Genomic DNA, 26,192 nt, shown 5'->3' with positions numbered 1-26,192 from the left:
TTTTTCAATAGGTTACACATGAATCCTGATATTCCACTGCAACTCCTGGGCGGTATTACGGCACGGGAGTTCCTGCGCGACTACTGGCAGAAAAAACCCCTGCTGATCCGCCAGGCGATTCCTGATTTCGAAAGCCCGATCGATGCCGACGAACTGGCCGGCCTTGCGCTGGAGGAAGAGGTCGAATCGCGCCTGGTGATCGAGCACGGCGAGCGCCCGTGGGAGTTGCGTCGCGGCCCGTTCGCCGAAGATGAGTTCAGCAAACTGCCCGAGCGCGAGTGGACCTTGCTGGTGCAGGCCGTCGATCAATTCGTCCCGGAAGTCAGCGAGCTGCTGGAACATTTCCGCTTCCTGCCGAGCTGGCGCATCGACGACGTGATGATCAGCTTCGCCGCCCCGGGTGGCGGCGTGGGCCCGCACTTCGACAATTACGACGTGTTCCTGCTGCAAGGCCATGGCAAGCGCAACTGGAAGATCGGCCAGATGTGCGACTCCGAAAGCCCGCTGCTGCCCCACGCAGACCTGCGCATCCTCGCCGATTTCGAGGCCACCGACGAGTGGGTCCTGGAACCCGGTGACATGCTCTACCTGCCGCCACGCCTGGCTCACTGCGGCATCGCCGTGGACGATTGCATGACGTACTCGGTCGGTTTCCGCGCACCGAGCGCCGCCGAAGTCCTGACCCACTTCACCGATTTCCTCAGCCAGTTCTTGCCGGATGAAGAGCGCTACACCGATGCCGATGCGCGCCCGGTGGCCGACCCGCACCAGATCCAGCACGACGCCCTGGACCGCCTCAAGGGCCTGCTGGCCGAACACATGAGTGACGAGCGTTTGCTGCTGACCTGGTTCGGCCAATTCATGACCGAGCCGCGATACCCGGAGCTGGTGGTCGGCCCGGAACTGGAAGAAGACGACTTGCTGGCCGGCCTGGAACAGGGCGCGGTGATCATCCGCAACCCGAGCGCGCGCCTGGCCTGGTCGGAAGTCGATGACGACCTGCTGCTGTTCGCCAGTGGCCAGAGCCGTTACCTGCCAGGCAAGCTGCGTGACCTGTTGAAGATGATCTGCGCCGCCGACGCGCTGCACATCGAAAACCTCGGCCCATGGCTGGCCGATGAAGACGGTCGCGGCCTCATCCATGAATTGGTCAAGCAAGGCAGCCTGGGGTTCGCCGATGAATAAAATTCACGTTCGTGTCGCAGACTGGCAAAAGGATAACGCCGAGATCCGGCGCATTCGTGAAGCGGTGTTCATTGCCGAGCAATCCGTGCCACCGGAGCTGGAGTGGGATTCGGATGATCAGGACGCCGTGCATTTCCTGGCTCTCGAAGGCGATTTTCCGATCGGCACCGCGCGCCTGTTGACCGATGGCCATATCGGCCGCGTGTCAGTCCTCAAGGACTGGCGCGGGCTGAAGGTCGGCGACGCGCTGATGCAGGCAGTGATCGCCGAAGCCGAGAAGCGCGGGCTCAAGCAGCAGATGCTCAGTGCCCAGGTGCATGCCACGCCGTTCTATGAGCGACTGGGGTTCGCAGTGGTCAGCGAGGAGTTCCTGGAGGCCGGGATTCCTCATGTGGACATGGTGCGGCGCTCGGCCTGACACCCGCAGGATGTAGGAGCTGGCGAAGCCTGCGATCCTTAGATCTTGTTCTTTCGCTTCAGCCTCAATTGGCAAGGGAAAGATCGCAGCCTCGTTGCACTCGTCAGCTCCTACAGGCTGCTCCCTTGCCACAGAGCATCATCAGCACCCTTGAAACGCCCCGCCATCCTCCAATGCCGGGGCGTTTTGCCGTCTACCCTTCAACTTGCCCCACCCGGGGCCGACAAACTGGCAATATCAAGCCTTTGTCTCGCGGAGAAATGGACATGTCCCTACGTACCTTGCTGACCACCCTGCTGCTCGGTTGCAGCCTGTCAGTCATGGCCGACACGCAAATCGTGCCACTGAACTACCGCACCAGCGCCGACCTGCTGCCGGTGGCGCAGAACTTCATCGGCAAGGACGGCCAGGTCAGCGCCTACGGCAACCAACTGATCGTCAACGCAGAGCCGGGCAAGATCGAAGAACTCCGGCAGTTCCTGGCTCAATTGGACACCGCGCCCAAGCGCCTGCTGATCACCGTCGACACCAACGAAAACAACCTCCAAGGCGACCAGGGCTACTCGATCAACGGCGCCGCCCCCAGCCAGACCCGCATCATCAACCGCAGCACCGCCAGCCGTGACGGCGGCGTGCAGCAAGTGCAGGCCAGCGAGGGCCAGCCGGCGCTGATCCAGGTCGGCCAGAGCGTGCCCTTTACCAGCAACCAGACTGACGGCTACGGTCGCATGCAAAGCCAGACCGAATACCGCAACGTCACCCAAGGCTTCTACGTCACCGCCAGCGTCACCGGCGAGACCGTTCATCTGAGCATCAGCACCAACCGTGACCGCATGAGCCAGGAACGTCCCGATGTAGTGAACGTGCAAAGCACCGACACAACCGTCAGCGGACGCCTTGGCGAATGGATCACCCTGGCCGGGGTGAATCGCCAGACACAAGCCGATAAACAAGGCCTGACCCGCAGCTACTCGACCCAAGGCCGGGATGACATGATTCTGCGGGTGAAGGTCGATACCCTGAACTGAAGCACCAGAAACTGACTGATGATTCGTATTAGACCAAAGATGTAGTGCTCGCAAAAAAGCACTACAAAACGTTTGACGAGCCAAAAAACCGAAGGCATGATGGCCTCGCTCCCGCTAATCAGGGGCCCTGGCAAGGGCCTTCGGGTCGATGCTTGCAACCACCCTGCGAGCCGATTCGTGTCTGTACCGCCCACAAGGTGTGTTTGACGAGGTTGCGACTGGAACGAAGTTGTCCCGAGGGACGGAAGCGTAACTAGGTAACCCGGCATCACTCTGAGTTCGTATGAAGGCCCACGACGCCCGAATGCGCCCGCAGTTCGCCTCTACCTGCTCACTTTCCCCTCGAGCCCATCGTTCATCCCGTCGCCACCCCGCCTTAACCGACTTGTATGCCAGCCTCCTGGTCAGCGAGCAGCCCTTCACACCCATGACGGGTGCGATTGGCAAGCTGGAATCTTCCAGCCCAGAACGACCATCCATACAAGACGCGACGAGGTTTATTTCCATGGCACTGACACGCGAACAGCAAATTGCAGCCCTTGAAAAAGACTGGGCTGAGAACCCGCGCTGGAAAGGCGTGAAGCGCAATTATTCCGCTGCTGACGTCGTCCGTCTGCGTGGCTCGGTTCAACCTGAGCACACCTTCGCGAAGATGGGCGCCGAGAAGCTGTGGAACCTGGTGACCCAGGGCGCCAAGCCAGCCTTCCGTCCCGAGAAAGATTTCGTCAACTGCATGGGCGCCTTGACCGGCGGCCAGGCTGTGCAGCAGGTCAAGGCCGGCATCCAGGCCATCTACCTGTCGGGCTGGCAAGTGGCCGCGGACAACAACTCCGCCGAGTCCATGTACCCTGACCAGTCGCTGTACCCGGTGGATTCGGTTCCAACCGTGGTCAAGCGCATCAACAACTCGTTCCGTCGTGCCGACCAGATCCAGTGGAAAGCCGGCAAGAACCCAGGCGACGAAGGCTACATCGACTACTTCGCGCCAATCGTGGCTGACGCCGAAGCCGGCTTCGGCGGCGTGCTGAACGCCTACGAGCTGATGAAGAGCATGATCGAGGCAGGCGCCGCTGGCGTTCACTTCGAAGACCAACTGGCCTCGGTGAAGAAATGCGGCCACATGGGCGGCAAGGTACTGGTCCCGACCCAGGAAGCCGTACAGAAGCTGACCGCTGCCCGCCTGGCCGCCGACGTGGCCGGCGTACCGACCATCATCCTGGCCCGTACCGACGCCAACGCCGCTGACCTGCTGACTTCCGATTGCGACCCATACGACCAGCCGTTCGTGACGGGCACCCGCACTCCGGAAGGCTTCTACAAGGTACGCGCCGGCCTCGACCAGGCCATCGCCCGTGGCCTGGCCTACGCGCCATACGCCGACTTGATCTGGTGCGAAACCGCCAAGCCGGACCTGGACGAAGCCCGTCGTTTCGCTGAAGCGATCAAGAAGGAATACCCGGACCAACTGCTGTCGTACAACTGCTCGCCTTCCTTCAACTGGAAGAAGAACCTGGACGACGCGACCATCGCCAAGTTCCAGCGCGAGCTGTCCGCCATGGGCTACAAGCACCAGTTCATCACCCTGGCTGGCATCCACAACATGTGGCACAGCATGTTCAACCTGGCGCACGACTACGCCCGCAACGACATGACTGCCTACGTGAAGTTGCAAGAGCAGGAGTTCGCTGACGCCGCCAAGGGTTACACCTTCGTGGCTCACCAGCAGGAAGTGGGCACTGGCTACTTCGACGACATGACCACCGTGATCCAGGGCGGCGCTTCGTCCGTGACCGCGCTGACCGGGTCGACCGAAGAAGAACAGTTCCACTGATCCAAAAAGCAAACGGCCCTTGCGGACCGAATAAAAACTAACCGCAAAGCCGACGATCTGAAGCCCCGACTGGTTCGGGGCTTTTTTTGCCGGTTTCCCCGGCTCGCTTTTCACACCTTGAAATGACTGACCAACTGCTGCAACTGGTTGCCCAGCCGCGCCAGCTCGACGCTGGAGGCTGCGGTTTCTTCGCTGGCCGAAGCGGTCTGCTCGGATACATCGCGCACGCTCAGGATACTCCGGCTGATTTCCTCGGCCACCGAGCTTTGCTGCACCGCAGCGGCGGCAATCTGTTGGTTCATGGCCTGGATGCCAGACACCGCCTGGGTGATGTTGCCCAGGGATGCGCCAGCCTTGCCCGCCAATTCCACGCTGCTGTCGGTCAGCTCGCGGCTATTTCGCATCATGCTCGATACCTGGCGCGTGCCGTTCTGCAAGCCCGCCACCAGGCTTTCAATCTCTTCGGTGGAATGCTGGGTACGCTGGGCCAGCCCACGCACTTCGTCGGCGACCACGGCAAAACCGCGCCCGGCGTCGCCCGCGCGGGCGGCCTCGATGGCCGCGTTGAGGGCCAGCAAGTTGGTCTGTTCAGCCACTGCCCTGATCACGTCCATGATCGTGCCGATGCGCCCGCTTTCCTGTTCCAGCTCGCTCATGGCTTCGACTGAGCGACCGACCTCGCTGGCCAGGCGCTCAATCTGAACGATGGCTTGCGCGACCACCTGGTCGCCAATACGGGCTTGCGCATCGGCCTCAGATGCGGCCGCGCGCGCTTGTTCGGCATTACGCGCGACCTCATGCACAGTGACCGACATTTCGTGCATGGCGGTCGCCACCTGATCGGTCTCGGTCTTCTGGCTGTTGACCCCTGCGCTGGTCTGCTCGGTGACAGCCGACAGCTCTTCGGCGGCACTGGCGATTTGGGTAACACCGTCACGAATGCCAGCGATCAGGTCACGCAAGGTGGCGCCCATGCGCTGAATACCCTGCTGCAACATCCCCAGCTCATCACGACGGGTCACGACCCTGTGTTGTGTAAGGTCGCCTGCGGCAATGCGATCGACCACCGCCAATGTGTCTCGCAACGGCCGGGTAATCTGGCGGGTAATGATCAGGGCGGCAAAAACCCCCAACACCATCGCCAAGGCAGCACAGCTCAACTGCAGGACGCGCGCCTGGGCGCTGTCTTCGTCCCGGGAGACGAGTTGACTGGCATACATCTCGTCGCACAGGCGGGTGATGGTTTCACCCAGATCGACCGTGTCCTGCACGGCCTTGCCAATGGCCTGGGTGCTGGCCGTGAAGTCCTGCACCGAACGGCGGTAAGCAACCAGCGCGGCTTCCAGTTGCTTGAAGGTGTCGGCGTAGGCCGGACCGAAGGCGCTGTTGAGCGTTTCGATGCCCTTGAGCGCATTATCGAGCTGACGGTTGGCGGCCTGCTCGGTGACGCTGTTGGGGTTGCCGGTATAGCCACGCACTTCGTAACGCACCAGCGCCACGTCCTCTTTTGCCTTGAGGATGATCCTGTACAGCTCAAAACGGCGCTCATCCGAGGCAGGCATTGCTTGTACATCTTCAATGACCTTGGCAATCAGCGCGGCGCCCTTGACGGCATTGACGCCCATCTCCTTGCGCATGGCTGCGTCATTGCGATACGCCTCGCGCATCGTATTCAGCGCCACCTGATACTGCGTGCTGGCTTGTTCGATCAGCGCAAGCTTCTTCAGGTTCTCAGGTTTTTTCAGCTCGCTTGCGAGGCTTTTCTGCTTGGCGACAAACTGCTCCAGCGAGGCCTGGATCAATGCGCCCTTTTGCTCATCGCCCCTGTCGACCTGGTACTGCAAGCGGGCCCTGCGCAAGTGATCAAGGCGGTTGCCGAGTTCGGTGATGCTGGTCATGCGATCGGTACGCTCGATCATTTTCCCCAGGCTGAACCAACCGGTCGCGGCGAGAATGGCGGTCAGAAGCAGCACAACGGCAAAGCCCAAAGCCAGCTTGAGCATAACGCTCATATTCGCGATCCAAGAGTTCATGACGTTCCTTACGGTACTCAGCCGCGAACAAGGAAGGCCGGCGCGGCTATCCAGGAAGCGGGCGTTAGCCTAATCACGTATTGATATAGATGATTAGATGAATGAGCCGCAAAGATAGCCATTTGATATCAGATCTTCAAGACAAGTTGACGATGTCCGGCTGGCGCGGAGGGCTGGCCGTCAAAAACCGGCAAGAGATTGGGCTGAAGCACTGAAGCGTGTTGATCGAATGAAAATTGATCGAACGCAGTATCGGGGTGTCTGAAAAGGAGTAAAACGTCCGGCGCTGACAATTGCAGTAGCGGCGATGTAAGAAAGACTCTCATGCACGGCAGTAAGTGCATCGTGGAAAGGTCGCCACAGATAATAATAATTATCATTTGGAAGGCATTATCATTGTTACATTCCGCGCGAAATATTATTGATGAAGTGACGTCCAGTGCCCACCCGGCCTGGGTTGCGAGGTCATGGAGGCACGCTATGTCCTTATTCCAATAAATAATTTCGCTATAGGAATTTTACTTGCCCGGTGTTTAGCCATAAAATCACCGCGATTGATTGCTGCGACATATCGTCACTGCGTTATTTCTTTTCAAGCTCAGAGACCATTGCTCTCTGTTAAGGATTTCCAGCATGCCCGAAGCGACAGGACTCATGGCCCACAACTGGGGCTTTGCCATTTTCCTTCTGGGCGTGGTCGGCCTGTGTGCCTTCATGCTCGGCGTGTCGAGCCTGCTCGGGTCAAAAGCCTGGGGCCGCAGCAAGAATGAACCGTTCGAGTCCGGCATGCTGCCTACCGGTGGCGCCCGCTTGCGGCTCTCAGCCAAATTCTATCTGGTCGCGATGCTCTTCGTGATCTTCGATATCGAAGCCCTCTTTCTCTTTGCCTGGTCTGTGTCCGTCCGCGAAAGCGGCTGGACCGGATTTGTCGAAGCTCTCGTTTTCATAGCAATTCTGTTGGCAGGTCTTGTCTACCTTTACCGGGTGGGGGCTCTTGATTGGGCTCCGGAAGCTCGGCGCAAGCGGCAAGCGAAGCTGAAACAATGAGGCTTTGGCAATGCAATACAATCTCACCCGGATCGACCCCGATGCTCCTAACGAGCAGTATCCGATCGGCAAGCGGGAAACCGTCGCCGATCCGTTAGAAGATCAAGTCCACAAGAACATCTTCATGGGCAAGCTCGAAGACGTGCTGAACAGCACGGTCAACTGGGGTCGCAAGAACTCCCTGTGGCCGTACAACTTCGGCCTTTCGTGCTGCTACGTGGAAATGACCACCGCCTTCACGGCGCCCCACGACATCGCGCGCTTTGGCGCCGAGGTTATCCGGGCATCGCCGCGCCAGGCGGATTTCATGGTTATCGCCGGTACCTGCTTCATCAAGATGGCGCCGATCATCCAGCGCCTCTACGAGCAGATGCTCGAACCCAAGTGGGTTATCTCCATGGGTTCGTGCGCCAACTCCGGTGGCATGTACGACATCTATTCCGTTGTTCAAGGGGTGGACAAGTTCCTGCCCGTGGATGTCTACGTGCCCGGCTGCCCTCCTCGCCCCGAAGCGTTCCTGCAAGGCTTGATGCTGCTGCAGGAATCGATTGGCCAGGAGCGTCGCCCTCTGTCCTGGGTCGTTGGTGATCAAGGCGTCTATCGCGCCGAGATGCCGTCGCAAAAGGAACAGCGCCGCGAACAGCGTATCGCAGTCACCCACCTGCGCAGCCCCGACGAAGTCTGATCCAAGCTCTGTTCTGAAGAAGAAACGAGAACCTGGCTTCATTCTTTACGTTGACCGAAAGCGATAAATAACCATGACTACAGGCAGTGCTCTGTACATCCCGCCTTACAAGGCAGACGACCAGGATGTGGTCGTCGAACTGAACAACCGTTTTGGCCCCGAGGCGTTCACCGCCCAGCCGACCCGCACCGGCATGCCGGTGCTTTGGGTTGCCCGTGCCAAACTCGTCGAAGTCCTGACTTTCCTGCGCAACCTGCCCAAGCCGTACGTCATGCTCTATGACCTGCACGGCGTGGACGAGCGCCTGCGCACCAAGCGTCAAGGGCTGCCCGACGGCGTCGACTTCACCGTGTTCTATCACTTGATGTCGATCGAACGTAATAGTGACGTAATGATCAAGGTCGCCTTGTCCGAGAGCGACCTCAGCGTGCCGACCGTGACCGGCATCTGGCCGAACGCCAATTGGTACGAACGCGAAGTGTGGGACATGTACGGGATCGATTTCCCCGGCCACCCGCACCTGTCGCGCATCATGATGCCGCCGACCTGGGAAGGTCACCCGCTGCGCAAGGACTTCCCGGCCCGTGCCACCGAGTTCGACCCGTTCAGCCTGTCCCTGGCCAAGCAACAGCTCGAGGAAGAAGCCGCGCGCTTCAAGCCGGAAGACTGGGGCATGAAGCGTTCGGGCGCCAATGAGGACTACATGTTCCTCAACCTCGGTCCGAACCACCCTTCGGCCCACGGCGCGTTCCGCATCATCCTGCAGCTGGACGGCGAAGAGATCGTCGACTGCGTCCCGGACATCGGCTACCACCACCGTGGCGCCGAGAAAATGGCCGAGCGCCAGTCCTGGCACAGCTACATTCCGTACACCGACCGCATCGACTACCTCGGCGGCGTGATGAACAACCTGCCGTACGTGCTCTCGGTCGAGAAACTCGCCGGGATCAAGGTGCCGGACCGGGTCGATGTCATCCGCATCATGATGGCCGAGTTCTTCCGCATCACCAGCCACCTGCTGTTCCTGGGGACCTACATCCAGGACGTGGGTGCGATGACGCCGGTGTTCTTTACCTTCACCGACCGCCAGAAAGCCTACACCGTGATCGAAGCCATCACCGGCTTCCGCCTGCACCCGGCCTGGTACCGCATCGGTGGCGTGGCCCACGACCTGCCGCGCGGCTGGGAAAAACTGGTCAAGGATTTCGTCGAGTGGATGCCCAAGCGCCTGGACGAATACACCAAGGCCGCCTTGCAGAACAGCATCCTCAAGGGTCGCACCATCGGCGTCGCTGCCTACAACACCAAGGAAGCCCTGGAATGGGGCGTCACCGGTGCCGGCCTGCGTTCCACCGGTTGCGACTTCGACCTGCGCAAGGCGCGCCCGTACTCCGGCTACGAAAACTTCGAGTTCGAAGTTCCGCTGGCCGCCAACGGCGACGCCTATGATCGCTGCATGGTTCGCGTCGAGGAGATGCGCCAGAGCGTCAAGATCATCGAGCAATGCATGCGCAACATGCCGGAAGGCCCGTACAAGGCGGATCACCCGCTGACCACGCCGCCGCCGAAAGAGCGCACGCTGCAACACATCGAGACCCTGATCACGCACTTCCTGCAGGTTTCGTGGGGCCCGGTCATGCCGGCCAACGAATCCTTCCAGATGATCGAAGCGACCAAGGGCATCAACAGTTATTACCTGACGAGCGACGGCGGCACCATGAGCTACCGCACCCGGATTCGCACCCCAAGCTACCCGCACCTGCAGCAGATCCCTTCGGTGATCAAAGGCAGCATGGTCGCGGACTTGATCGCGTACCTGGGTAGTATCGATTTCGTTATGGCCGACGTGGACCGCTAAGCATGAACAGCACGCTTATCCAGACAGACCGTTTCGCCCTGAGCGAAACCGAGCGCTCGGCCATCGAGCACGAGCTGCATCACTACGAAGACCCGCGCGCGGCGTCGATCGAAGCCCTGAAGATCGTCCAGAAGGAACGTGGCTGGGTGCCTGACGGCGCGCTCTACGCCATCGGCGAGATCCTTGGCATCCCGGCCAGCGACGTCGAAGGCGTCGCTACCTTCTACAGCCAGATTTTTCGCCAGCCGGTAGGCCGTCACATCATTCGTGTCTGCGACAGCATGGTCTGCTACATCGGCGGCCACGAATCGGTGGTCAGCGAGATCCAAGGCAAGCTGGGCATCGGCCTGGGCCAGACCACCGCCGACGGCCGCTTCACGCTGCTGCCGGTGTGCTGCCTGGGCAACTGCGACAAGGCACCGGCGCTGATGATCGACGACGACACCTTTGGTGACGTCCAGCCTGACGGCGTCGCCAAACTGCTGGAGGGCTACGTATGACCCTGACTTCCTTCGGGCCCGCCAACCGCATCCAGCGTTCGGCCGAAACCCATCCCCTGACCTGGCGCCTGCGCGACGACGGCGAGGCAGTCTGGCTGGACGAATACCAGGCGAAGAACGGCTATGCCGCCGCGCGCAAGGCATTCGCCGACATGGCCGCCGATGACATCGTCCAGACCGTGAAAGACGCTGGCCTCAAGGGCCGTGGCGGTGCGGGCTTCCCCACCGGCGTGAAGTGGGGCCTGATGCCCAAGGACGAGTCCATCGACATCCGCTACCTGCTCTGCAACGCGGACGAGATGGAACCCAACACCTGGAAAGACCGCATGCTGATGGAGCAACTGCCCCATCTGTTGATCGAAGGCATGCTGATCAGCGCCCGTGCGCTGAAGACCTACCGTGGCTACATCTTCCTGCGTGGCGAATACACCACCGCCGCCAAGCACCTGAACCGTGCCGTGGAAGAAGCCAAGGCCGCGGGCCTGTTGGGCAAGAACATCCTGGGCAGCGGCTTCGATTTCGAGCTGTTCGTCCACACCGGCGCCGGGCGTTACATCTGCGGTGAAGAAACCGCGCTGATCAATTCCCTGGAAGGTCGCCGCGCCAACCCGCGCTCCAAGCCGCCCTTCCCTGCCGCCGTTGGCGTGTGGGGCAAGCCGACCTGCGTGAACAACGTCGAGACCCTGTGCAACGTGCCGGCGATCATCGCCGACGGCGTGGACTGGTACAAATCCCTGGCCCGTGACGGCAGCGAAGACATGGGCACCAAGCTCATGGGCTTCTCCGGCAAGGTCAAGAATCCTGGCCTGTGGGAATTGCCGTTCGGCGTCACCGCGCGCGAGCTGTTCGAGGACTACGCCGGCGGCATGCGCGACGGCTACAAGCTCAAGTGCTGGCAGCCCGGCGGCGCCGGTACCGGTTTCCTGCTGCCGGAGCACCTGGACGCACAAATGTACGCCGGCGGCATCGCCAAGGTCGGCACCCGGATGGGTACCGGCCTGGCGATGGCGGTGGACGACAGCGTCAACATGGTCTCGCTGCTGCGCAACATGGAGCAGTTTTTCTCCCGTGAATCCTGCGGTTTCTGCACCCCTTGCCGCGACGGCCTGCCCTGGAGCGTCAAGCTCTTGATGGCCATCGAGAAAGGCCAAGGCCAACCCGGCGACATCGAGACCCTGCTGGGCCTGGTGGGTTTCCTCGGCCCAGGCAAGACCTTCTGTGCTCACGCACCGGGTGCCGTGGAGCCGTTGGGCAGCGCAATCAAATACTTCCGCCCTGAATTCGAGGCCGGCATCGCGCCAACCCGCGCGGGCGATCTCAATCAGGTGGTCACGCCGACCATGGTCGGCGCGTAACGACGCTTAAAAAGGCGAAGGGTCCGTGCCCTTCGCCTTTCGTTCGATGACGCCTTTTCACCGAGGCTGTTTGGATTCGGACGAATGACAAGATTCCATTAGCCACGCCCGCTGACACCGGGCCAACGAAGAACTTTGAACCATGGCCACTATCCACGTAGACGGCAAAGAGCTCGAAGTCGATGGCGCAGACAACCTGTTGCAGGCATGTCTGTCGCTGGGCCTCGACATTCCTTATTTCTGCTGGCACCCCGCCCTTGGCAGCGTTGGCGCCTGTCGCCAATGCGCAGTCAAGCAGTACACCGACGAGAACGACAAGCGTGGTCGGATCGTCATGTCCTGCATGACCCCCGCCACCGACGGCAGCTGGATCTCCATCGACGACGAAGAAGCGAAAGTGTTTCGCGCCAGCGTCGTCGAATGGCTGATGACCAACCACCCTCACGACTGCCCGGTCTGTGAGGAAGGCGGTCATTGCCACCTGCAAGACATGACCGTGATGACCGGCCACAACGAGCGCCGTTATCGCTTCACCAAGCGTACCCACCAGAACCAGGACCTCGGCCCGTTCATTTCCCACGAGATGAACCGCTGCATCGCCTGCTACCGCTGCGTGCGTTTCTACAAGGACTACGCCGGCGGCACCGACCTGGGCGTGTTCGGCGCCCACGACAACGTGTACTTCGGTCGCGTTGAAGACGGCACCCTGGAAAGCGAGTTCTCCGGCAACCTCACCGAGGTCTGCCCGACCGGTGTGTTCACCGACAAGACCCACTCCGAGCGCTACAACCGCAAGTGGGACATGCAGTTCGCGCCAAGCATCTGCCACGGCTGCTCCAGCGGTTGCAACATCAGCCCGGGCGAGCGCTACGGCGAACTGCGTCGCATCGAAAACCGCTACAACGGTTCGGTGAACCAGTACTTCCTGTGCGACCGTGGCCGTTTCGGCTATGGCTACGTCAACCGCAAGGACCGTCCACGCCAGCCGCTGCTGGCCAATGGCGCCAAGCTGAGCCTGGACGAAGCCCTGGACAAGGCCGCCGAACTGCTGCGCGGACGCAACATCGTCGGCATCGGCTCGCCTCGCGCCAGCCTGGAAAGCAACTACGCCCTGCGTGAGCTGGTCGGCGCCGAGCACTTCTACAGTGGCATCGAGGCCGGCGAGCTGGAACGCATCCGCCTGGTGCTGCAAGTGCTCAAGGACAGCCCGCTGCCGGTGCCGACGATGCGCGACATCGAAGACCACGACGCGGTGTTCGTCCTTGGCGAAGACCTGACCCAGACCGCCGCCCGCATGGCCCTGGCCCTGCGCCAGTCGGTCAAGGGCAAGGCCGAGGACATGGCCGATGCCATGCGCGTCCAGCCTTGGCTCGACGCCGCCGTGAAGAACATCGGCCAGCACGCGCTGAACCCGCTGTTCATCGCCAGCCTCGCTGAAACCAAGCTCGACGACGTGGCCGAAGAATGCGTCCACGCCGCCCCGGACGACCTGGCGCGCATCGGTTTCGCCGTGGCCCACGCCCTGGACGCCAGCGCCCCGGCCGTCGACGGCCTGGACAGCGAAGCCGCCGCCCTCGCCCAACGCATCGCCGATGCCCTGCTGGCCGCCAAGCGTCCGCTGATCATCGCCGGCACCTCGTTGGGCTCCAAGGCGCTGATCGAAGCCGCCGCCAACATCGCCAAGGCCTTGAAGCTGCGCGAGAAGAACGGTTCCATCAGCCTGGTCGTGCCGGAAGCCAACAGCCTTGGCCTGGCCATGCTCGGTGGCGAATCGGTCGATGCAGCCCTGCAAGCCGTGATCGACGGCAGCGCCGACGCCATCGTGGTGCTGGAGAACGATCTGTTCACCCGTACTGACAAGGCCAAGGTCGATGCCGCGCTGAACGCCGCCAAGGTTGTGATCGTTGCCGACCACCAGAAAACCGCCACCAGCGACCGCGCCGACCTGGTGCTGCCGGCGGCGAGCTTCGCCGAAGGCGACGGTACGCTGGTCAGCCAGGAAGGCCGCGCCCAGCGCTTCTTCCAGGTTTTCGACCCGCAATACCTGGACGCCAGCATCCTGGTCCACGAAGGCTGGCGCTGGCTGCACGCCCTGCGCGCCACCCTGCTGGACCAGCCGATCGACTGGACGCAACTGGACCACGTCACCGCCGCCGTCGCTTCGAGCAGCCCGCAACTGGCGCGCATCGTCGATGCCGCGCCGTCCGCCGCGTTCCGCATCAAGGGCCTGAAATTGGCCCGTGAGCCGCTGCGCTATTCCGGTCGCACGGCAATGCGCGCCAACATCAGCGTCCACGAACCTCGCACCTCCCAGGACAACGACACGGCGTTCTCGTTCTCCATGGAAGGTTACTCGGGCTCCGCCGAACCGCGCTCGCAAGTGCCGTTCGCCTGGTCGCCGGGTTGGAACTCGCCACAAGCCTGGAACAAGTTCCAGGACGAAGTCGGCGGTCACCTGCGTGCCGGTGATCCGGGCACTCGCCTGATCGAAAGCCAGGGCGATGGCCTCGGCTGGTTCGCCAGCGTCCCACGGGCCTTCAATCCGGCACCGGGCACCTGGCAGGTCGTGCCGTTCCATCACCTGTTCGGCAGCGAAGAGAACTCTTCCAAGGCCGAACCGGTGCAGGAACGCATCCCGGCCGCCTACGTGTCGCTGGCCAAGTCCGAAGCCGATCGCCTCGGCGTCAACGACGGTGCCCTGCTGAGCCTGAACGTGGCGGGCCAGACCTTGCGTCTGCCGCTGCGCATCAATGAAGAACTGGGCGCCGGCCTGGTGGCCCTGCCGGCTGGCCTGGCGGGTATTCCACCGGCGATTTTCGGCAAGACTGTCGACGGTCTGCAGGAGGCAGCGCAATGAGCTGGTTCACCCCTGAAGTGATCGCTGTGATCCTGACGGTCCTCAAGGCCATCGTGATCCTGCTGGCCGTGGTGGTCTGCGGCGCGTTGCTGAGCTTCGTCGAACGTCGCCTGCTGGGCTGGTGGCAGGACCGCTACGGTCCGAACCGCGTTGGCCCGTTCGGCATGTTCCAGATCGCCGCCGACATGATCAAGATGTTCTTCAAGGAAGACTGGACACCACCGTTTGCCGACAAGGTGATCTTCACCCTGGCACCGGTCGTGGCCATGAGCGCCTTGCTGATCGCTTTCGCGATCATCCCGATCACCCCGACCTGGGGCGTGGCGGACCTGAACATCGGCCTGCTGTTCTTCTTCGCGATGGCCGGCCTGTCGGTGTACGCGGTGCTGTTCGCCGGCTGGTCGAGCAACAACAAGTTCGCCCTCCTCGGCAGCCTGCGGGCCTCGGCCCAGACCGTGTCCTATGAAGTGTTCATGGGCCTGTCGCTGATGGGCATCGTGATCCAGGCCGGCTCGTTCAACATGCGCGACATCGTCGAATACCAGGCCCAGAACCTGTGGTTCATCATTCCGCAGTTCTTCGGCTTCTGTACCTTCTTCATCGCTGGCGTTGCCGTGACGCACCGTCACCCCTTCGACCAGCCGGAAGCGGAACAGGAACTGGCCGACGGTTACCACATTGAATATGCCGGCATGAAATGGGGCATGTTCTTCGTCGGTGAGTACATCGGCATCATCCTGATCTCGGCGCTGCTGGTGACGCTGTTCTTCGGTGGCTGGCACGGTCCGTTCGGCATCCTGCCGCAACTGTCCTTCGTCTGGTTCGCCCTGAAGACCGCGTTCTTCATCATGCTGTTCGTCCTGCTGCGCGCCTCGATCCCGCGCCCACGCTACGACCAGGTGATGGATTTCAGCTGGAAATTCTGCCTGCCGCTGACCCTGATCAACATGCTGGTGACCGCTGCGATCGTTTTGAGCTCAGTGAGGATTTGACCCATGTTCAAATATATTGGCGACATCGTTAAGGGTACCGGTACCCAACTGCGAAGCCTGGTCATGATCTTCGGCCATGGCTTTCGCAAGCGCGACACCCTGCAATACCCGGAAGAGCCGGTCTACCTGGCGCCGCGTTATCGCGGTCGCATCGTCCTGACCCGCGACCCCGACGGCGAAGAGCGCTGCGTGGCCTGCAACCTGTGCGCCGTGGCCTGCCCGGTGGGTTGCATCTCGCTGCAGAAAGCCGAGACCGAAGACGGTCGCTGGTACCCGGACTTCTTCCGCATCAACTTCTCGCGCTGCATTTTCTGCGGCCTCTGCGAGGAAGCGTGCCCGACCACCGCGATCCAGCTCACGCCGGATTTCGAGATGGCCGAGTTCAAGCGTCAGGACCTGGTGTACGAGAAAGAAGACCTGCTGATTTCCGGTCCCGGTAAAAACCCTGATTACAACTTCTATCGTGTTGCAGGTATGGCCATTGCCGGAAAGCCGAAAGGCGCCGCGCAGAACGAAGCCGAACCGATCAACGTGAAGAGCTTGCTGCCTTAAGGAAGAAAGATGGAATTCGCTTTCTATTTCGCATCGGGTATCGCGGTGGTGTCCACGCTTCGTGTGGTCACCAACACCAACCCCGTGCACGCCCTGCTCTACCTGATCATTTCGCTGATCGCCGTGGCCATGACCTTCTTCGCCCTCGGCGCACCGTTCGCCGGTGCCCTGGAAGTGATCGCCTACGCCGGTGCCATCATGGTGCTGTTCGTCTTCGTGGTAATGATGCTCAACCTCGGCCCGGCGGCGATCCAGCAGGAACGCTCCTGGCTCAAGCCCGGCATCTGGGCGGGACCGGTGATCCTGTCCGCCCTGCTGCTGGGTGAACTGCTGTATGTGCTGTTCGCCCACCAGAGCGGCCAGGCCATCGGCCACACCACCGTGGGCGCGAAAGCCGTGGGCATCAGCCTGTTCGGTCCGTACCTGCTGGTGGTCGAACTCGCCTCGATGCTGCTGCTTGCCGCAGTCGTCACGGCGTTCCATTTGGGCCGTAACGAGGCGAAGGAGTAATCACATGCCTGCTATCCCTCTCGAACATGGCCTGGCGGTTGCCGGCATCCTGTTCTGTCTCGGTCTGGTCGGCCTGATGGTCCGCCGCAACATATTGTTCGTGCTGATGAGCCTGGAGGTGATGATGAATGCCTCCGCCCTGGCCTTCATCGTCGCGGGCGCTCGCTGGGCGCAGCCGGATGGACAGATCATGTTCATCCTGGTGATCAGCCTGGCAGCCGCCGAGGCCAGTATTGGCCTGGCGATCCTGTTGCAGCTGTATCGCCGCTTCCACACTCTCGATATTGACGCTGCCAGCGAGATGCGCGGATGAACCTTCTTTTCCTGACTTTCATATTCCCCCTCATCGGTTTCCTGCTGCTGTCGTTCTCCCGTGGACGCTGGTCGGAAAACCTTTCGGCGCTGGTTGGCGTGGGTTCCATCGGCCTGTCCGCCATCGTCACGGCCTACGTGATCTGGCAGTTCAACGTCGCCCCACCGGAAGGCGGCGCGTACGTGCAGGTGCTGTGGCGCTGGATGGCGGTAGAAGGCTTCACGCCGAACTTCGCCCTCTACCTGGACGGCTTGTCGGTGACCATGCTCGGCGTGGTGGTCGGCGTCGGTTTCCTGATCCACCTGTTCGCCTCCTGGTACATGCGCGGTGAAGCCGGTTACTCGCGCTTCTTCGCCTACACCAACCTGTTCATCGCCAGCATGCTGTTCCTGGTGCTCGGCGATAACCTGTTGTTCCTGTACTTCGGCTGGGAAGGCGTGGGCCTGTGCTCGTACCTGTTGATCGGTTTCTACTACAGCAACCGCAACAACGGTAACGCCGCACTCAAGGCCTTCATCGTCACCCGTATCGGCGACGTGTTCATGGCCATCGGCCTGTTCATCCTGTTCCAGCAACTGGGCACGCTGAATATCCAGGAACTGCTGGTCAAGGCCCCCGAGCACTTCAAGGCCGGCGACTTCTGGATCGTCCTGGCGACCCTGATGCTGCTGGGCGGTGCGGTCGGTAAATCCGCGCAACTGCCGCTGCAAACCTGGTTGGCGGATGCGATGGCCGGCCCGACGCCGGTTTCGGCACTGATCCACGCCGCGACCATGGTGACCGCCGGTGTCTACCTGATCGCCCGTACTCACGGCCTGTTCGCCCTGGCGCCGGACATCCTGCACCTGGTCGGCCTCGTGGGCGGCGTAACCCTGGTGCTGGCTGGTTTTGCCGCACTGGTCCAGACCGACATCAAGCGCATCCTCGCCTACTCGACCATGAGCCAGATCGGCTACATGTTCCTGGCCCTGGGCGTCGGCGCCTGGGAAGGCGCGATCTTCCACCTGATGACCCACGCCTTCTTCAAGGCCCTGCTGTTCCTTGCCTCCGGTGCGGTCATCGTGGCCTGCCATCACGAGCAGAACATCTTCAAGATGGGCGGCCTGTGGAAGAAACTGCCGCTGGCCTATGCCAGCTTCATCGTTGGCGGCGCGGCCCTGGCGGCCCTGCCACTGGTCACCGCCGGCTTCTACTCCAAGGACGAAATCCTCTGGGAAGCGTTCGCCAGCGGTAACCAGGGTCTGCTTTACGCCGGTCTGGTGGGTGCGTTCATGACCTCGCTGTACACCTTCCGCCTGATCTTCATCGCGTTCCACGGTGAGGCCAAGACCGAAGCCCACGCCGGCCATGGCATTGCCCATTGGCTGCCGCTGTCGGTGCTGATCGTGCTGTCGACCTTCGTCGGCGCCATGATCACCCCGCCGCTGGCCGATGTGCTGCCGCAAAGCGTCGGCCATGCCGGCGGCGAAGCCAAGCACAGCCTGGAAATCGCCTCGGGTGCCATCGCCCTGGCGGGTATCCTGCTGGCCGCCCTGCTGTTCCTGGGCAAGCGTCGCTTCGTCACGGCCATCGCCAACAGCGGCATCGGGCGTTTCCTCTCGGCCTGGTGGTTCGCCGCCTGGGGCTTCGATTGGATCTACGACAAACTGTTCGTCAAGCCATACCTTGCGATCAGCCACATTCTGCGCAAAGACCCGCTCGACCAGACCATTGGCCTGATCCCGCGCATGGCCAAGGGCGGCCACACCGCCCTGAGCCGTACCGAGACCGGTCAACTGCGTTGGTATGCGGCTTCCATGGCGGCTGGCGCCGTGCTGGTTATCGGCGCCATCGTGCTGGTAGCGGTCTGATATGAACCTTGCGAACTTGCGAAAGGAAACGAGCCCGTCATGATTCTGCCCTGGCTAATCCTGATCCCCTTCATCGGCGGCCTGCTGTGCTGGATGGCGGAGCGTTCCAGCTCTACCCTCCCGCGCTGGATTGCGCTGCTGACCATGTCCCTGGAACTCGCGCTCGGCCTCTGGCTGTGGGCGACCGGCGACTATTCATTTGCACCGGCCCCTGGCGCCGATCCGACCTGGGCGCTTGAGTTCAAGCACACCTGGATCGCGCGCTTCGGCATCAGCGTGCACCTGGCCCTCGACGGCCTGTCGCTGCTGATGATCCTGCTGACCGGCCTGCTGGGTATCCTCTCGGTACTCTGCTCCTGGAAAGAGATCCAGCGCCACGTCGGTTTCTTCCACCTGAACCTGATGTGGATCCTGGGCGGTGTCGTCGGCGTGTTCCTGGCGCTGGACCTGTTCATGTTCTTCTTCTTCTGGGAAATGATGCTGGTGCCGATGTACTTCCTCATCGCGCTTTGGGGTCACAGTTCTTCGGACGGCAAGAAAACCCGGATCTACGCGGCGACCAAGTTCTTCATCTTCACCCAGGCTTCCGGCCTGATCATGTTGGTGGCGATCCTTGGCCTGGTCCTGGTGAACTTCAACAACACTGGCGTGATTACCTTCAACTACGCCGACCTGTTGAAAGTGCAAATGTCCAAGACCACCGAGTACGTGCTGATGCTGGGCTTCTTCATCGCCTTCGCGGTGAAGCTGCCGGTGGTGCCGTTCCACTCCTGGCTGCCGGACGCCCACGCCCAGGCACCGACCGCCGGTTCCGTGGACCTGGCCGGTATCCTGTTGAAGACGGCGGCCTACGGCCTGCTGCGCTTTGCCCTGCCGCTGTTCCCGAATGCCTCGGCCGAGTTCGCGCCGATTGCCATGACCCTGGGCCTGATCGGGATTTTCTACGGTGCGTTCCTGGCCTTCGCCCAGACCGACATCAAGCGCCTGATCGCCTTCTCCAGCGTTTCGCACATGGGCTTCGTGTTGATCGGGATCTACTCCGGCAGCCAGCTGGCCCTGCAAGGCGCGGTGATCCAGATGTTGGCCCACGGCCTGTCGGCGGCGGCGCTGTTTATCCTCAGCGGCCAGTTGTACGAGCGCCTGCACACCCGTGACATGCGTGAAATGGGCGGCATCTGGTCGCGCATCGCCTACCTGCCGGCCATCAGCCTGTTCTTCGCGGCTGCGTCCCTGGGCCTGCCGGGTACTGGCAACTTCGTCGGCGAGTTCCTGATCCTGATCGGCTCGTTCGTCAGCGCGCCATGGATCACCGCAATTGCCACGTCCGGCCTGGTGTTCGGTTCGGTCTACTCGCTGATCATGATCCACCGCGCCTACTTCGGTCCGGCCAAGTCGGACGAAGTGCTGCGTGGCATGGACGGTCGCGAACTGATCATGGTGCTTGGCCTTGCGGTGCTGCTGGTTTACCTCGGCGTCTATCCGCAGCCGTTCCTCGACACTTCCGCCGCCACGATGCATGGCGTGCAGCAGTGGCTCGGCACCGCCTTCTCTCAACTCGCTTCGGCCCGGTAAGAGCGCTATGGAATTCACGATTCAACACTTTATCGCGCTTGCGCCGCTGTTGATCACCAGCGCCACGATCATCGTGGTGATGCTGGCGATCGCCTGGCGCCGCAATCACGCACAAACCTTCCTGCTGTCGGTGGCGGGGCTGAACCTGGCCTTGCTGTCGATTCTGCCGGCCCTGAAAGTCGCGCCATTGGCGGTCACGCCGTTGATCCAGATCGACAGCTTCGCCTGCCTGTACATGGCGCTGATCCTCGTCGCCACCCTGGCCTGCGTCACCCTCGCCCACGCCTACCTGGGTGATGGCGGTTCGGGTTACCCGGGCAACCGCGAAGAACTGTACCTGCTGATCCTGATGGCCGCCGCCGGTGGCCTGGTCCTGGTCAGCGCGCAGCACCTGGCCAGCCTGTTCATCGGCCTGGAGCTGCTGTCGGTGCCGGTCTACGGCCTGGTGGCCTACGCCTTCTTCAACAAGCGCTCCCTGGAAGCCGGCATCAAGTACATGGTGCTGTCGGCAGCCGGTTCCGCGTTCCTGTTGTTCGGCATGGCCCTGCTCTACGCCGAAGCCGGCACCCTGAGCTTCGTCGGCATCGGCCAGGCCCTGGCGGCCACCGGCCTGCCGAGCCCGATCGCGCAACTGGGCCTGGGCATGATGCTGATCGGCCTGGCGTTCAAGCTGTCGCTGGTTCCGTTCCACCTCTGGACCCCGGACGTCTACGAAGGCGCCCCGGCGCCCGTGGCGGCGTTCCTCGCCACCGCATCGAAAGTGGCGGTGTTCGCGGTCATGGTGCGACTGTTCCAGATCTCCCCAGTGGCGAGCAGCGGCGTGCTGAGCAACGTGCTGACCATCATCGCCATCGCGTCGATCCTGTTCGGTAACCTGCTGGCACTGACCCAGAGCAACCTCAAGCGTCTGCTGGGTTACTCGTCCATCGCCCACTTCGGCTACCTGCTGATCGCCCTGATCGCCAGCAAGGGCCTGGCCGTGGAAGCCATCGGCGTGTACCTGGTCACCTACGTGATCACCAGCCTCGGCGCGTTCGGCGTGATCACCCTGATGTCCTCGCCGTACAACGGCCGCGACGCCGACGCCCTGTACGAATACCGCGGCCTGTTCTGGCGCCGTCCGTACCTGACCGCCGTGCTGACCGTGATGATGCTGTCCCTGGCCGGCATCCCGCTGACCGCCGGTTTCATCGGCAAGTTCTACATCATCGCCACCGGCGTCGAGGCCCACCAATGGTGGCTGGTCGGCTCCCTGGTGCTGGGCAGTGCCATCGGCGTGTTCTACTACCTGCGCGTCATGGTCACCCTGTACCTGATGGAACCGAACCTGCGTCGTCACGACGCCGAGTTGCACTGGGAACAGAAGGCAGGCGGCGTGATGCTGCTGGCCATCGCCATCCTGGCGTTCTTCCTCGGTGTGTACCCGCAGCCGTTGCTGACGTTGGTTCAGCAGGCTGGTTTGACCGGCTGATTGCCTGAGCGTCATCGGTAACAAAAATGCCCGTATCGTGAGATGCGGGCTTTTTTTTTGCTTGGGATTCGAGCGGATCCCACCTGAAGCCCAACAGCCTCCTCCACCCATATTCGTCCCCTCCCCCACTTTTTTCCGTGTGTAATCGGCTCCTTGTAGGCAACTTCCTAAGGAATAGGAAGCCGCCTCTATAGGACGCTTCTGATTTTTCAGAACGGGCGGTTTGCCTATGGTATCTGCCCTTCGCCGTGAGCCAATCTGGTCCCCTCGACAACAAAAAACCACGCGCCATGAGCGTGGTTTTCCAGGGGCATCCATGACTAACCCACTCCCGACCTTCTTCGACCACAGCCGCCACACCCTGCGAATCTCCGGCCTCGACGCCCACCTCGACGTCCTCGCCTTCACCGGCGAGGAACACCTGAGTCGTCCCTACCTCTACCGCATCGAATTCACCTGCACCGAGCGCGACCTGGCGGCCACCGACGTGCTCAACCGGTGGGGTTATTTCAACCTGTACGCCGTGCCGCCACCGCCGACGCCCAAGGGCTTCACGCCGCCGGTGATCAAGCCGCTGCGCGCCTTTCATGGCGTGATCTCAGGCTTCAAGCGCCTGTCCGGCTCCAACGACGAAGCCCGCTATGAAATCACCTTGCAACCGCGTTTCGCGCGGCTTGGGCGCGGCAAGCAGTTTCGGATCTACCAGCAGCAGTCGGTGCCCGAGATCGTCGAGCACATCCTGCGCACGCGCCACGATTTTCGTGGCGAGGAGTTCTATTTCAACCTGGTGCGCCAGTACCCTCGGCGCGAACAGGTCATGCAATACGACGAGAGCGACCTGGCCTTCGTCGAGCGCCTGCTGGCCGAGGTCGGCATCTGGTACCGCGTCACCAGCGACGATCGCCTGAACATCGACGTGGTGGAATTTCACGACGACCAGCGGCACTACCAGCGCGGCGTCACGTTGCCGTGTCGCCCGCCGTCGGGCTTGTCCGCCGATGGCCAGGACGCCGTCTGGAACCTGCAGACCGCCCACCGGATGGTCGAGCAAAGCATCAATTTCCGCGCCTACCATCACCGCGAGGCCCATGCCTTCCTGGACGGCGAAGTCGACCACACCCGAGGCGCCAAGGGCACCTACGGCGAGGCCTATCACTACGGCGAACCCTACACGGTGCTGGGCGAGCGCTACGCCCTGGACGAAGACCTGCAAAGCGAAAGCGGCTTCTTCTACGCCCGCCTGCGCCATGAGCTCTACCTCAACGACCAGACCCGCCTCAGCGGCACCACCAGCAGCGCCATCCTGGCCCCGGCGCAGCGCCTCGACATCACCGGCGGCCCGCCGAAGGCCTTCGAGCCCGGCGCGGTGATCGTCAGCCTGCGCACCGAAGCGGCCCGCGACCGCAGCTTCGTCGCTCACTTCCAAGCCATTCCCTACTCGGAAACCGTGTGCTTTCGCCCAGCGCTGCTGCCCAAGCCGCACATGAGCGGCACCATTCCCGCCCGCGTCAGCCACCCGGTGGTCAACCCGCCGTACGCCGACCTCGACTTCGAAGGCCGCTACAAAGTGCGCTTCCTGTTCGACCGCGACACCTGGCAACCCGGCCGCGAAAGCGCCTGGCTGCGCCTGGCCCGACCCTACGGCGGCGACACCCACGGCCTGCACTTCCCGCTGCAGGCCGGCACCGAAGTGGCGATCGCCTTCGAACACGGCGACCCCGACCGCCCCTACATCGCCCACGCCCTGCACGATGACCGCCACCCCGACCCGGTCACCGCCCGCAACGAACGCCGCAACGTCCTGCGCACCCCGACCAACAACAAACTGCGCCTGGACGACACCCGCGGGCAGGAACACATCAAGCTCAGCACCGAACACAGCGGCAAGAGCCAGTTGAATCTGGGGCATCTGGTGGACGCCGAGCGGCAGAAGCGCGGGGAAGGGTTTGAGTTGCGCACCGATGGCTGGGGCGCGATTCGGGGTGGCAAGGGGGTGTTTATCAGTGCGGATGAGCAGGTCAAGGCGCAGGGTGATGTCCTCAGCATGGACCCGGCCACCGCCCAGATCGAAGGCGCCAAACGCCAGATGGCCGAGTGGCAACACATCGCCCAGGCCCATCACAGCCGCACACCTGACCTGGATGGTTTGCAGCAACTCCAGGCCAACGCAAAGGACCTCAGGGCCGCCGCCCTCCTGCTCAGCGCTCCCCAGGGCATTGGTGCCGTCACGCCGGCCAGCCTGCTGCTCAAAAGCGGCGACGCGCTCTACCTGCAAAGCCACGACGACATCAACCTCGCCGCCGCCAAGCGCCTGTCGGCCCACGCCAACCAGGCCATTTCGCTGCTCGCCCAACAGGAAGGCCTGCGCCTCGTCTCGGGCAAGGGCCCGCTTGAAATCGAATCCCACGGCGACGTGCTGGCCATGAAAGCCCAGCAGGACATCAGCGTGCAGTCGGTACAAGGGCACGTGCAAGTGACGGCCAAGAACGGCATCACCCTGGCCTGTGGCGGTGGGTTCATCCGGATCAACCCGAGCGGCGCGATCGACATCCACAGCCCCGGCAAGCTGAACCTCAAGGGGCAGCATGTCTGGGAACTGCCGGCCGGACAGAGTTTTGCGTTGCCGGAGTTGCCGCAGTCGGTGTGTGAGGACTGCCTTCAAAGGGCACGTAAAAACGCCGTTGGCCTAGTGCCGCGCGAAGGCTAAAACAAGGAGATATACAGATGGCGACACCAAGTGAATGGCAAGACCAAATTGAACACGTTTGCGCCGCAGCGGATATATCGCGTGTGGATCTTCTACTGGACCAGACTGGCTGGAACAACTGTGCCATTCCGGCCTTGAAGCAAATAAGGCCAGAGATTCCATGGCACTCGTTGTTCAGCGGTACGCCGGAGGAAAACCTGTTGGAGCATGCACCGCTGTTGATGCGCTTGGATCTGGCGCATTGGCAACACCGCGCCTGGCTGGAGCAACTCATGACGCATTGTGCAACCGACGCACGGTTGCTGATCGCGATCTCGCCATTGCCCTTCGATGCGCTCAGCCAAGCCCTGCAAGCCCTGTCCCAAATGAAGTGGGGCGGGCAACCCGGTTTGTTGCGGTACTACGACCCACGAATCTTCCCTCTGCTGATCTCCTCCATCTTGAGCGACGAGCAACGTATTCAGTACCTGCTCCCCGTCAGTTATTGGACCTGGCTGGACCGGGATGACCAGCCGCAATGGCGACGGGGCGCCAGTCAGGCACGGGGCAGCATCGAAGTGCCGCCCTTTGTCGAACTGAGCGATGAACAATGCGACCTGATCGGTCGCATTTCCGATGCGCAGCAGATGTTGAATGGCGGCGAATTTGACCATCTTGAGGACAGTAAGGAAGAGCGTTTCGCCTTGTTATATCGACTGGCCGTGCAGGCTGGCAAAGAGAATTACTTCGGAAATCTCGATGAGTACGTGAAGGGAACTGCGCTTGTTAGTTCTTAAAGTCGGCTCGGCGTTGATAGCGAAAAATATTGCTGCGTAACAGATCGCATGGAAGGAGCCGTGCGGACGAGACGGTTCTGCGTTTGAAATTTAAATAAAAAGGACTTTGCCATGAGGCAGTTGATGTTCTGTAAGTCGATGGCGCGAGGCTCTTATGCCTTGCTGGGATTGATGCTGTATGGGTGCTCTTCCGCGGAAAATGGAATGGCGGGAGGGAACATAGAAGCCGTCAACCATACTTTGAGCGCGATCAATTGGTTGTCCGTCAATGGATATAGGGCTGACGGGGGCGGTGGTAGTTCGTGTTGCATCATTATGCCGACGAAGTGGCGTCCCGGTTTGATGGCTCATATCGAATGGGAGGTCGATCCTAATCGTTTTGCAAAAATAAAGCGAAAGACCACTGGATTTGGTTTCGATGAGGAGGCCTGGGCTGCGCACAAGGCTAAATTTCAACGTCATAGCGCCACGGTGGAAATTCCGGAGTGGCCGGGAACGCAGTCCTGTGATTTGAAAGTGCATTTTTTGACTTGCAACCGCGTGAAGGTTACCACCGCATGCGCGGTATACGGTCAGCCTAACTATCCCATAAAAGAAACAAAGCAAATGAAGGAGCCTGCCGTATGCCCGAAATAGAAACTAACTCGAAAAC

Annotated in this window: 21 protein-coding genes and 1 pseudogene; 20 read left to right on the top strand and 2 right to left on the bottom strand. The window is 61.7% G+C overall.

Annotated elements, in window-relative coordinates:
* Positions 1 to 18 precede the first annotated feature (18 nt).
* From M8Q45_RS07855 to aceA, 4 genes are all read left to right on the top strand, one after another.
* Entirely contained in the window at positions 19 to 1,185 is a 1,167-nt protein-coding gene (locus M8Q45_RS07855; protein ID WP_249874210.1) for a ribosomal protein uL16 3-hydroxylase, read from the top strand.
* Positions 1,178 to 1,603 carry a GNAT family N-acetyltransferase gene (locus M8Q45_RS07850; RefSeq protein WP_030141327.1) on the top strand — a complete coding sequence of 142 codons (426 nt, stop codon included), beginning with the start codon at positions 1,178 to 1,180 and terminating at the stop codon, positions 1,601 to 1,603. The genes M8Q45_RS07855 and M8Q45_RS07850 overlap by 8 nt, the downstream gene beginning before the upstream one ends.
* A 266-nt stretch (positions 1,604 to 1,869) precedes the next feature.
* The gene (locus M8Q45_RS07845; RefSeq protein ID WP_249874209.1) at positions 1,870 to 2,631 is read left to right on the top strand and encodes a secretin N-terminal domain-containing protein; all 762 of its coding nucleotides are present in this window, start codon (positions 1,870 to 1,872) and stop codon (positions 2,629 to 2,631) included.
* A gap of 505 nt (positions 2,632 to 3,136) precedes the next feature.
* Positions 3,137 to 4,462, top strand: coding sequence for an isocitrate lyase (aceA, locus tag M8Q45_RS07840; RefSeq protein ID WP_030141325.1), 1,326 nt, complete (start codon positions 3,137 to 3,139; stop codon positions 4,460 to 4,462).
* 110 nt (positions 4,463 to 4,572) lie between these two features.
* Here aceA and M8Q45_RS28570 read toward each other — a convergent pair whose 3' ends face one another.
* On the bottom strand, positions 4,573 to 5,277 hold the full coding sequence (locus tag M8Q45_RS28570; RefSeq protein WP_502940546.1) for a methyl-accepting chemotaxis protein: 705 nt from the start codon (positions 5,275 to 5,277) through the stop codon (positions 4,573 to 4,575).
* Positions 5,278 to 5,475: 198 nt separating this feature from the next.
* A pseudogene (locus tag M8Q45_RS28565) lies at positions 5,476 to 6,360 on the bottom strand (methyl-accepting chemotaxis protein); the annotation flags it as partial.
* 768 nt (positions 6,361 to 7,128) lie between these two features.
* On the opposite strand from M8Q45_RS28565, the gene M8Q45_RS07830 reads away from it, so the two are divergent.
* From M8Q45_RS07830 to tli1a, 16 genes are all read left to right on the top strand, one after another.
* On the top strand, positions 7,129 to 7,542 hold the full coding sequence (locus tag M8Q45_RS07830; protein ID WP_030141323.1) for an NADH-quinone oxidoreductase subunit A: 414 nt from the start codon (positions 7,129 to 7,131) through the stop codon (positions 7,540 to 7,542).
* Positions 7,543 to 7,552: 10 nt separating this feature from the next.
* A complete protein-coding gene (locus tag M8Q45_RS07825) occupies positions 7,553 to 8,227 on the top strand; it encodes a NuoB/complex I 20 kDa subunit family protein (RefSeq protein WP_249874207.1) in 675 nt (224 codons plus the stop codon).
* 73 nt (positions 8,228 to 8,300) lie between these two features.
* Complete coding sequence (gene nuoC / locus M8Q45_RS07820) at positions 8,301 to 10,085, top strand: NADH-quinone oxidoreductase subunit C/D (protein WP_030141321.1); 1,785 nt, start codon at positions 8,301 to 8,303, stop codon at positions 10,083 to 10,085.
* A gap of 2 nt (positions 10,086 to 10,087) precedes the next feature.
* Positions 10,088 to 10,585 (top strand): NADH-quinone oxidoreductase subunit NuoE, encoded by a 498-nt coding sequence (gene nuoE, locus M8Q45_RS07815; RefSeq protein WP_018609201.1) that lies wholly within the window; start codon positions 10,088 to 10,090, stop codon positions 10,583 to 10,585.
* Positions 10,582 to 11,940, top strand: coding sequence for an NADH-quinone oxidoreductase subunit NuoF (gene nuoF / locus M8Q45_RS07810; RefSeq protein WP_181287771.1), 1,359 nt, complete (start codon positions 10,582 to 10,584; stop codon positions 11,938 to 11,940). The genes nuoE and nuoF overlap by 4 nt, the downstream gene beginning before the upstream one ends.
* Before the next feature lie 142 nt (positions 11,941 to 12,082).
* Positions 12,083 to 14,797 carry an NADH-quinone oxidoreductase subunit NuoG gene (gene nuoG, locus M8Q45_RS07805; RefSeq protein WP_249874206.1) on the top strand — a complete coding sequence of 905 codons (2,715 nt, stop codon included), beginning with the start codon at positions 12,083 to 12,085 and terminating at the stop codon, positions 14,795 to 14,797.
* Positions 14,794 to 15,789 carry an NADH-quinone oxidoreductase subunit NuoH gene (gene nuoH, locus M8Q45_RS07800; RefSeq protein ID WP_249874205.1) on the top strand — a complete coding sequence of 332 codons (996 nt, stop codon included), beginning with the start codon at positions 14,794 to 14,796 and terminating at the stop codon, positions 15,787 to 15,789. The genes nuoG and nuoH overlap by 4 nt, the downstream gene beginning before the upstream one ends.
* A gap of 3 nt (positions 15,790 to 15,792) precedes the next feature.
* On the top strand, positions 15,793 to 16,341 hold the full coding sequence (nuoI, locus tag M8Q45_RS07795; RefSeq protein WP_003180051.1) for an NADH-quinone oxidoreductase subunit NuoI: 549 nt from the start codon (positions 15,793 to 15,795) through the stop codon (positions 16,339 to 16,341).
* A gap of 9 nt (positions 16,342 to 16,350) precedes the next feature.
* Positions 16,351 to 16,851 carry an NADH-quinone oxidoreductase subunit J gene (nuoJ, locus tag M8Q45_RS07790; RefSeq protein WP_249874204.1) on the top strand — a complete coding sequence of 167 codons (501 nt, stop codon included), beginning with the start codon at positions 16,351 to 16,353 and terminating at the stop codon, positions 16,849 to 16,851.
* Between the two features lie 4 nt (positions 16,852 to 16,855).
* Positions 16,856 to 17,164: an NADH-quinone oxidoreductase subunit NuoK gene (nuoK, locus tag M8Q45_RS07785; RefSeq protein ID WP_003180046.1), complete on the top strand. Its 309-nt coding sequence runs from the start codon at positions 16,856 to 16,858 to the stop codon at positions 17,162 to 17,164.
* Positions 17,161 to 19,014, top strand: coding sequence for an NADH-quinone oxidoreductase subunit L (gene nuoL / locus M8Q45_RS07780; protein WP_249874203.1), 1,854 nt, complete (start codon positions 17,161 to 17,163; stop codon positions 19,012 to 19,014). The genes nuoK and nuoL overlap by 4 nt, the downstream gene beginning before the upstream one ends.
* A 39-nt stretch (positions 19,015 to 19,053) precedes the next feature.
* Positions 19,054 to 20,586: an NADH-quinone oxidoreductase subunit M gene (gene nuoM / locus M8Q45_RS07775; protein WP_030141315.1), complete on the top strand. Its 1,533-nt coding sequence runs from the start codon at positions 19,054 to 19,056 to the stop codon at positions 20,584 to 20,586.
* 7 nt (positions 20,587 to 20,593) lie between these two features.
* Entirely contained in the window at positions 20,594 to 22,057 is a 1,464-nt protein-coding gene (gene nuoN, locus M8Q45_RS07770) for an NADH-quinone oxidoreductase subunit NuoN (RefSeq protein WP_217859904.1), read from the top strand.
* Between the two features lie 316 nt (positions 22,058 to 22,373).
* Positions 22,374 to 24,764: a type VI secretion system Vgr family protein gene (locus M8Q45_RS07765; RefSeq protein WP_249874202.1), complete on the top strand. Its 2,391-nt coding sequence runs from the start codon at positions 22,374 to 22,376 to the stop codon at positions 24,762 to 24,764.
* An 11-nt stretch (positions 24,765 to 24,775) separates the two neighbouring features.
* Complete coding sequence (gene tla1, locus M8Q45_RS07760; protein ID WP_349654637.1) at positions 24,776 to 25,540, top strand: toxin Tle1 chaperone Tla1; 765 nt, start codon at positions 24,776 to 24,778, stop codon at positions 25,538 to 25,540.
* A 111-nt stretch (positions 25,541 to 25,651) separates the two neighbouring features.
* Positions 25,652 to 26,176, top strand: a complete 525-nt coding sequence (tli1a, locus tag M8Q45_RS07755) for a Tli1a family immunity protein (protein ID WP_502940242.1) — start codon at positions 25,652 to 25,654, stop codon at positions 26,174 to 26,176.
* Positions 26,177 to 26,192: the final 16 nt, after the last annotated feature.

Origin of the sequence: Pseudomonas sp. T1.Ur (genome assembly GCF_023516725.1) — a bacterium.
Taxonomy (GTDB): domain Bacteria; phylum Pseudomonadota; class Gammaproteobacteria; order Pseudomonadales; family Pseudomonadaceae; genus Aquipseudomonas; species Aquipseudomonas alvandae.
Note: the sequence above shows the minus strand (reverse complement) of the source record. Positions and strands in the feature narration are given on the sequence as shown.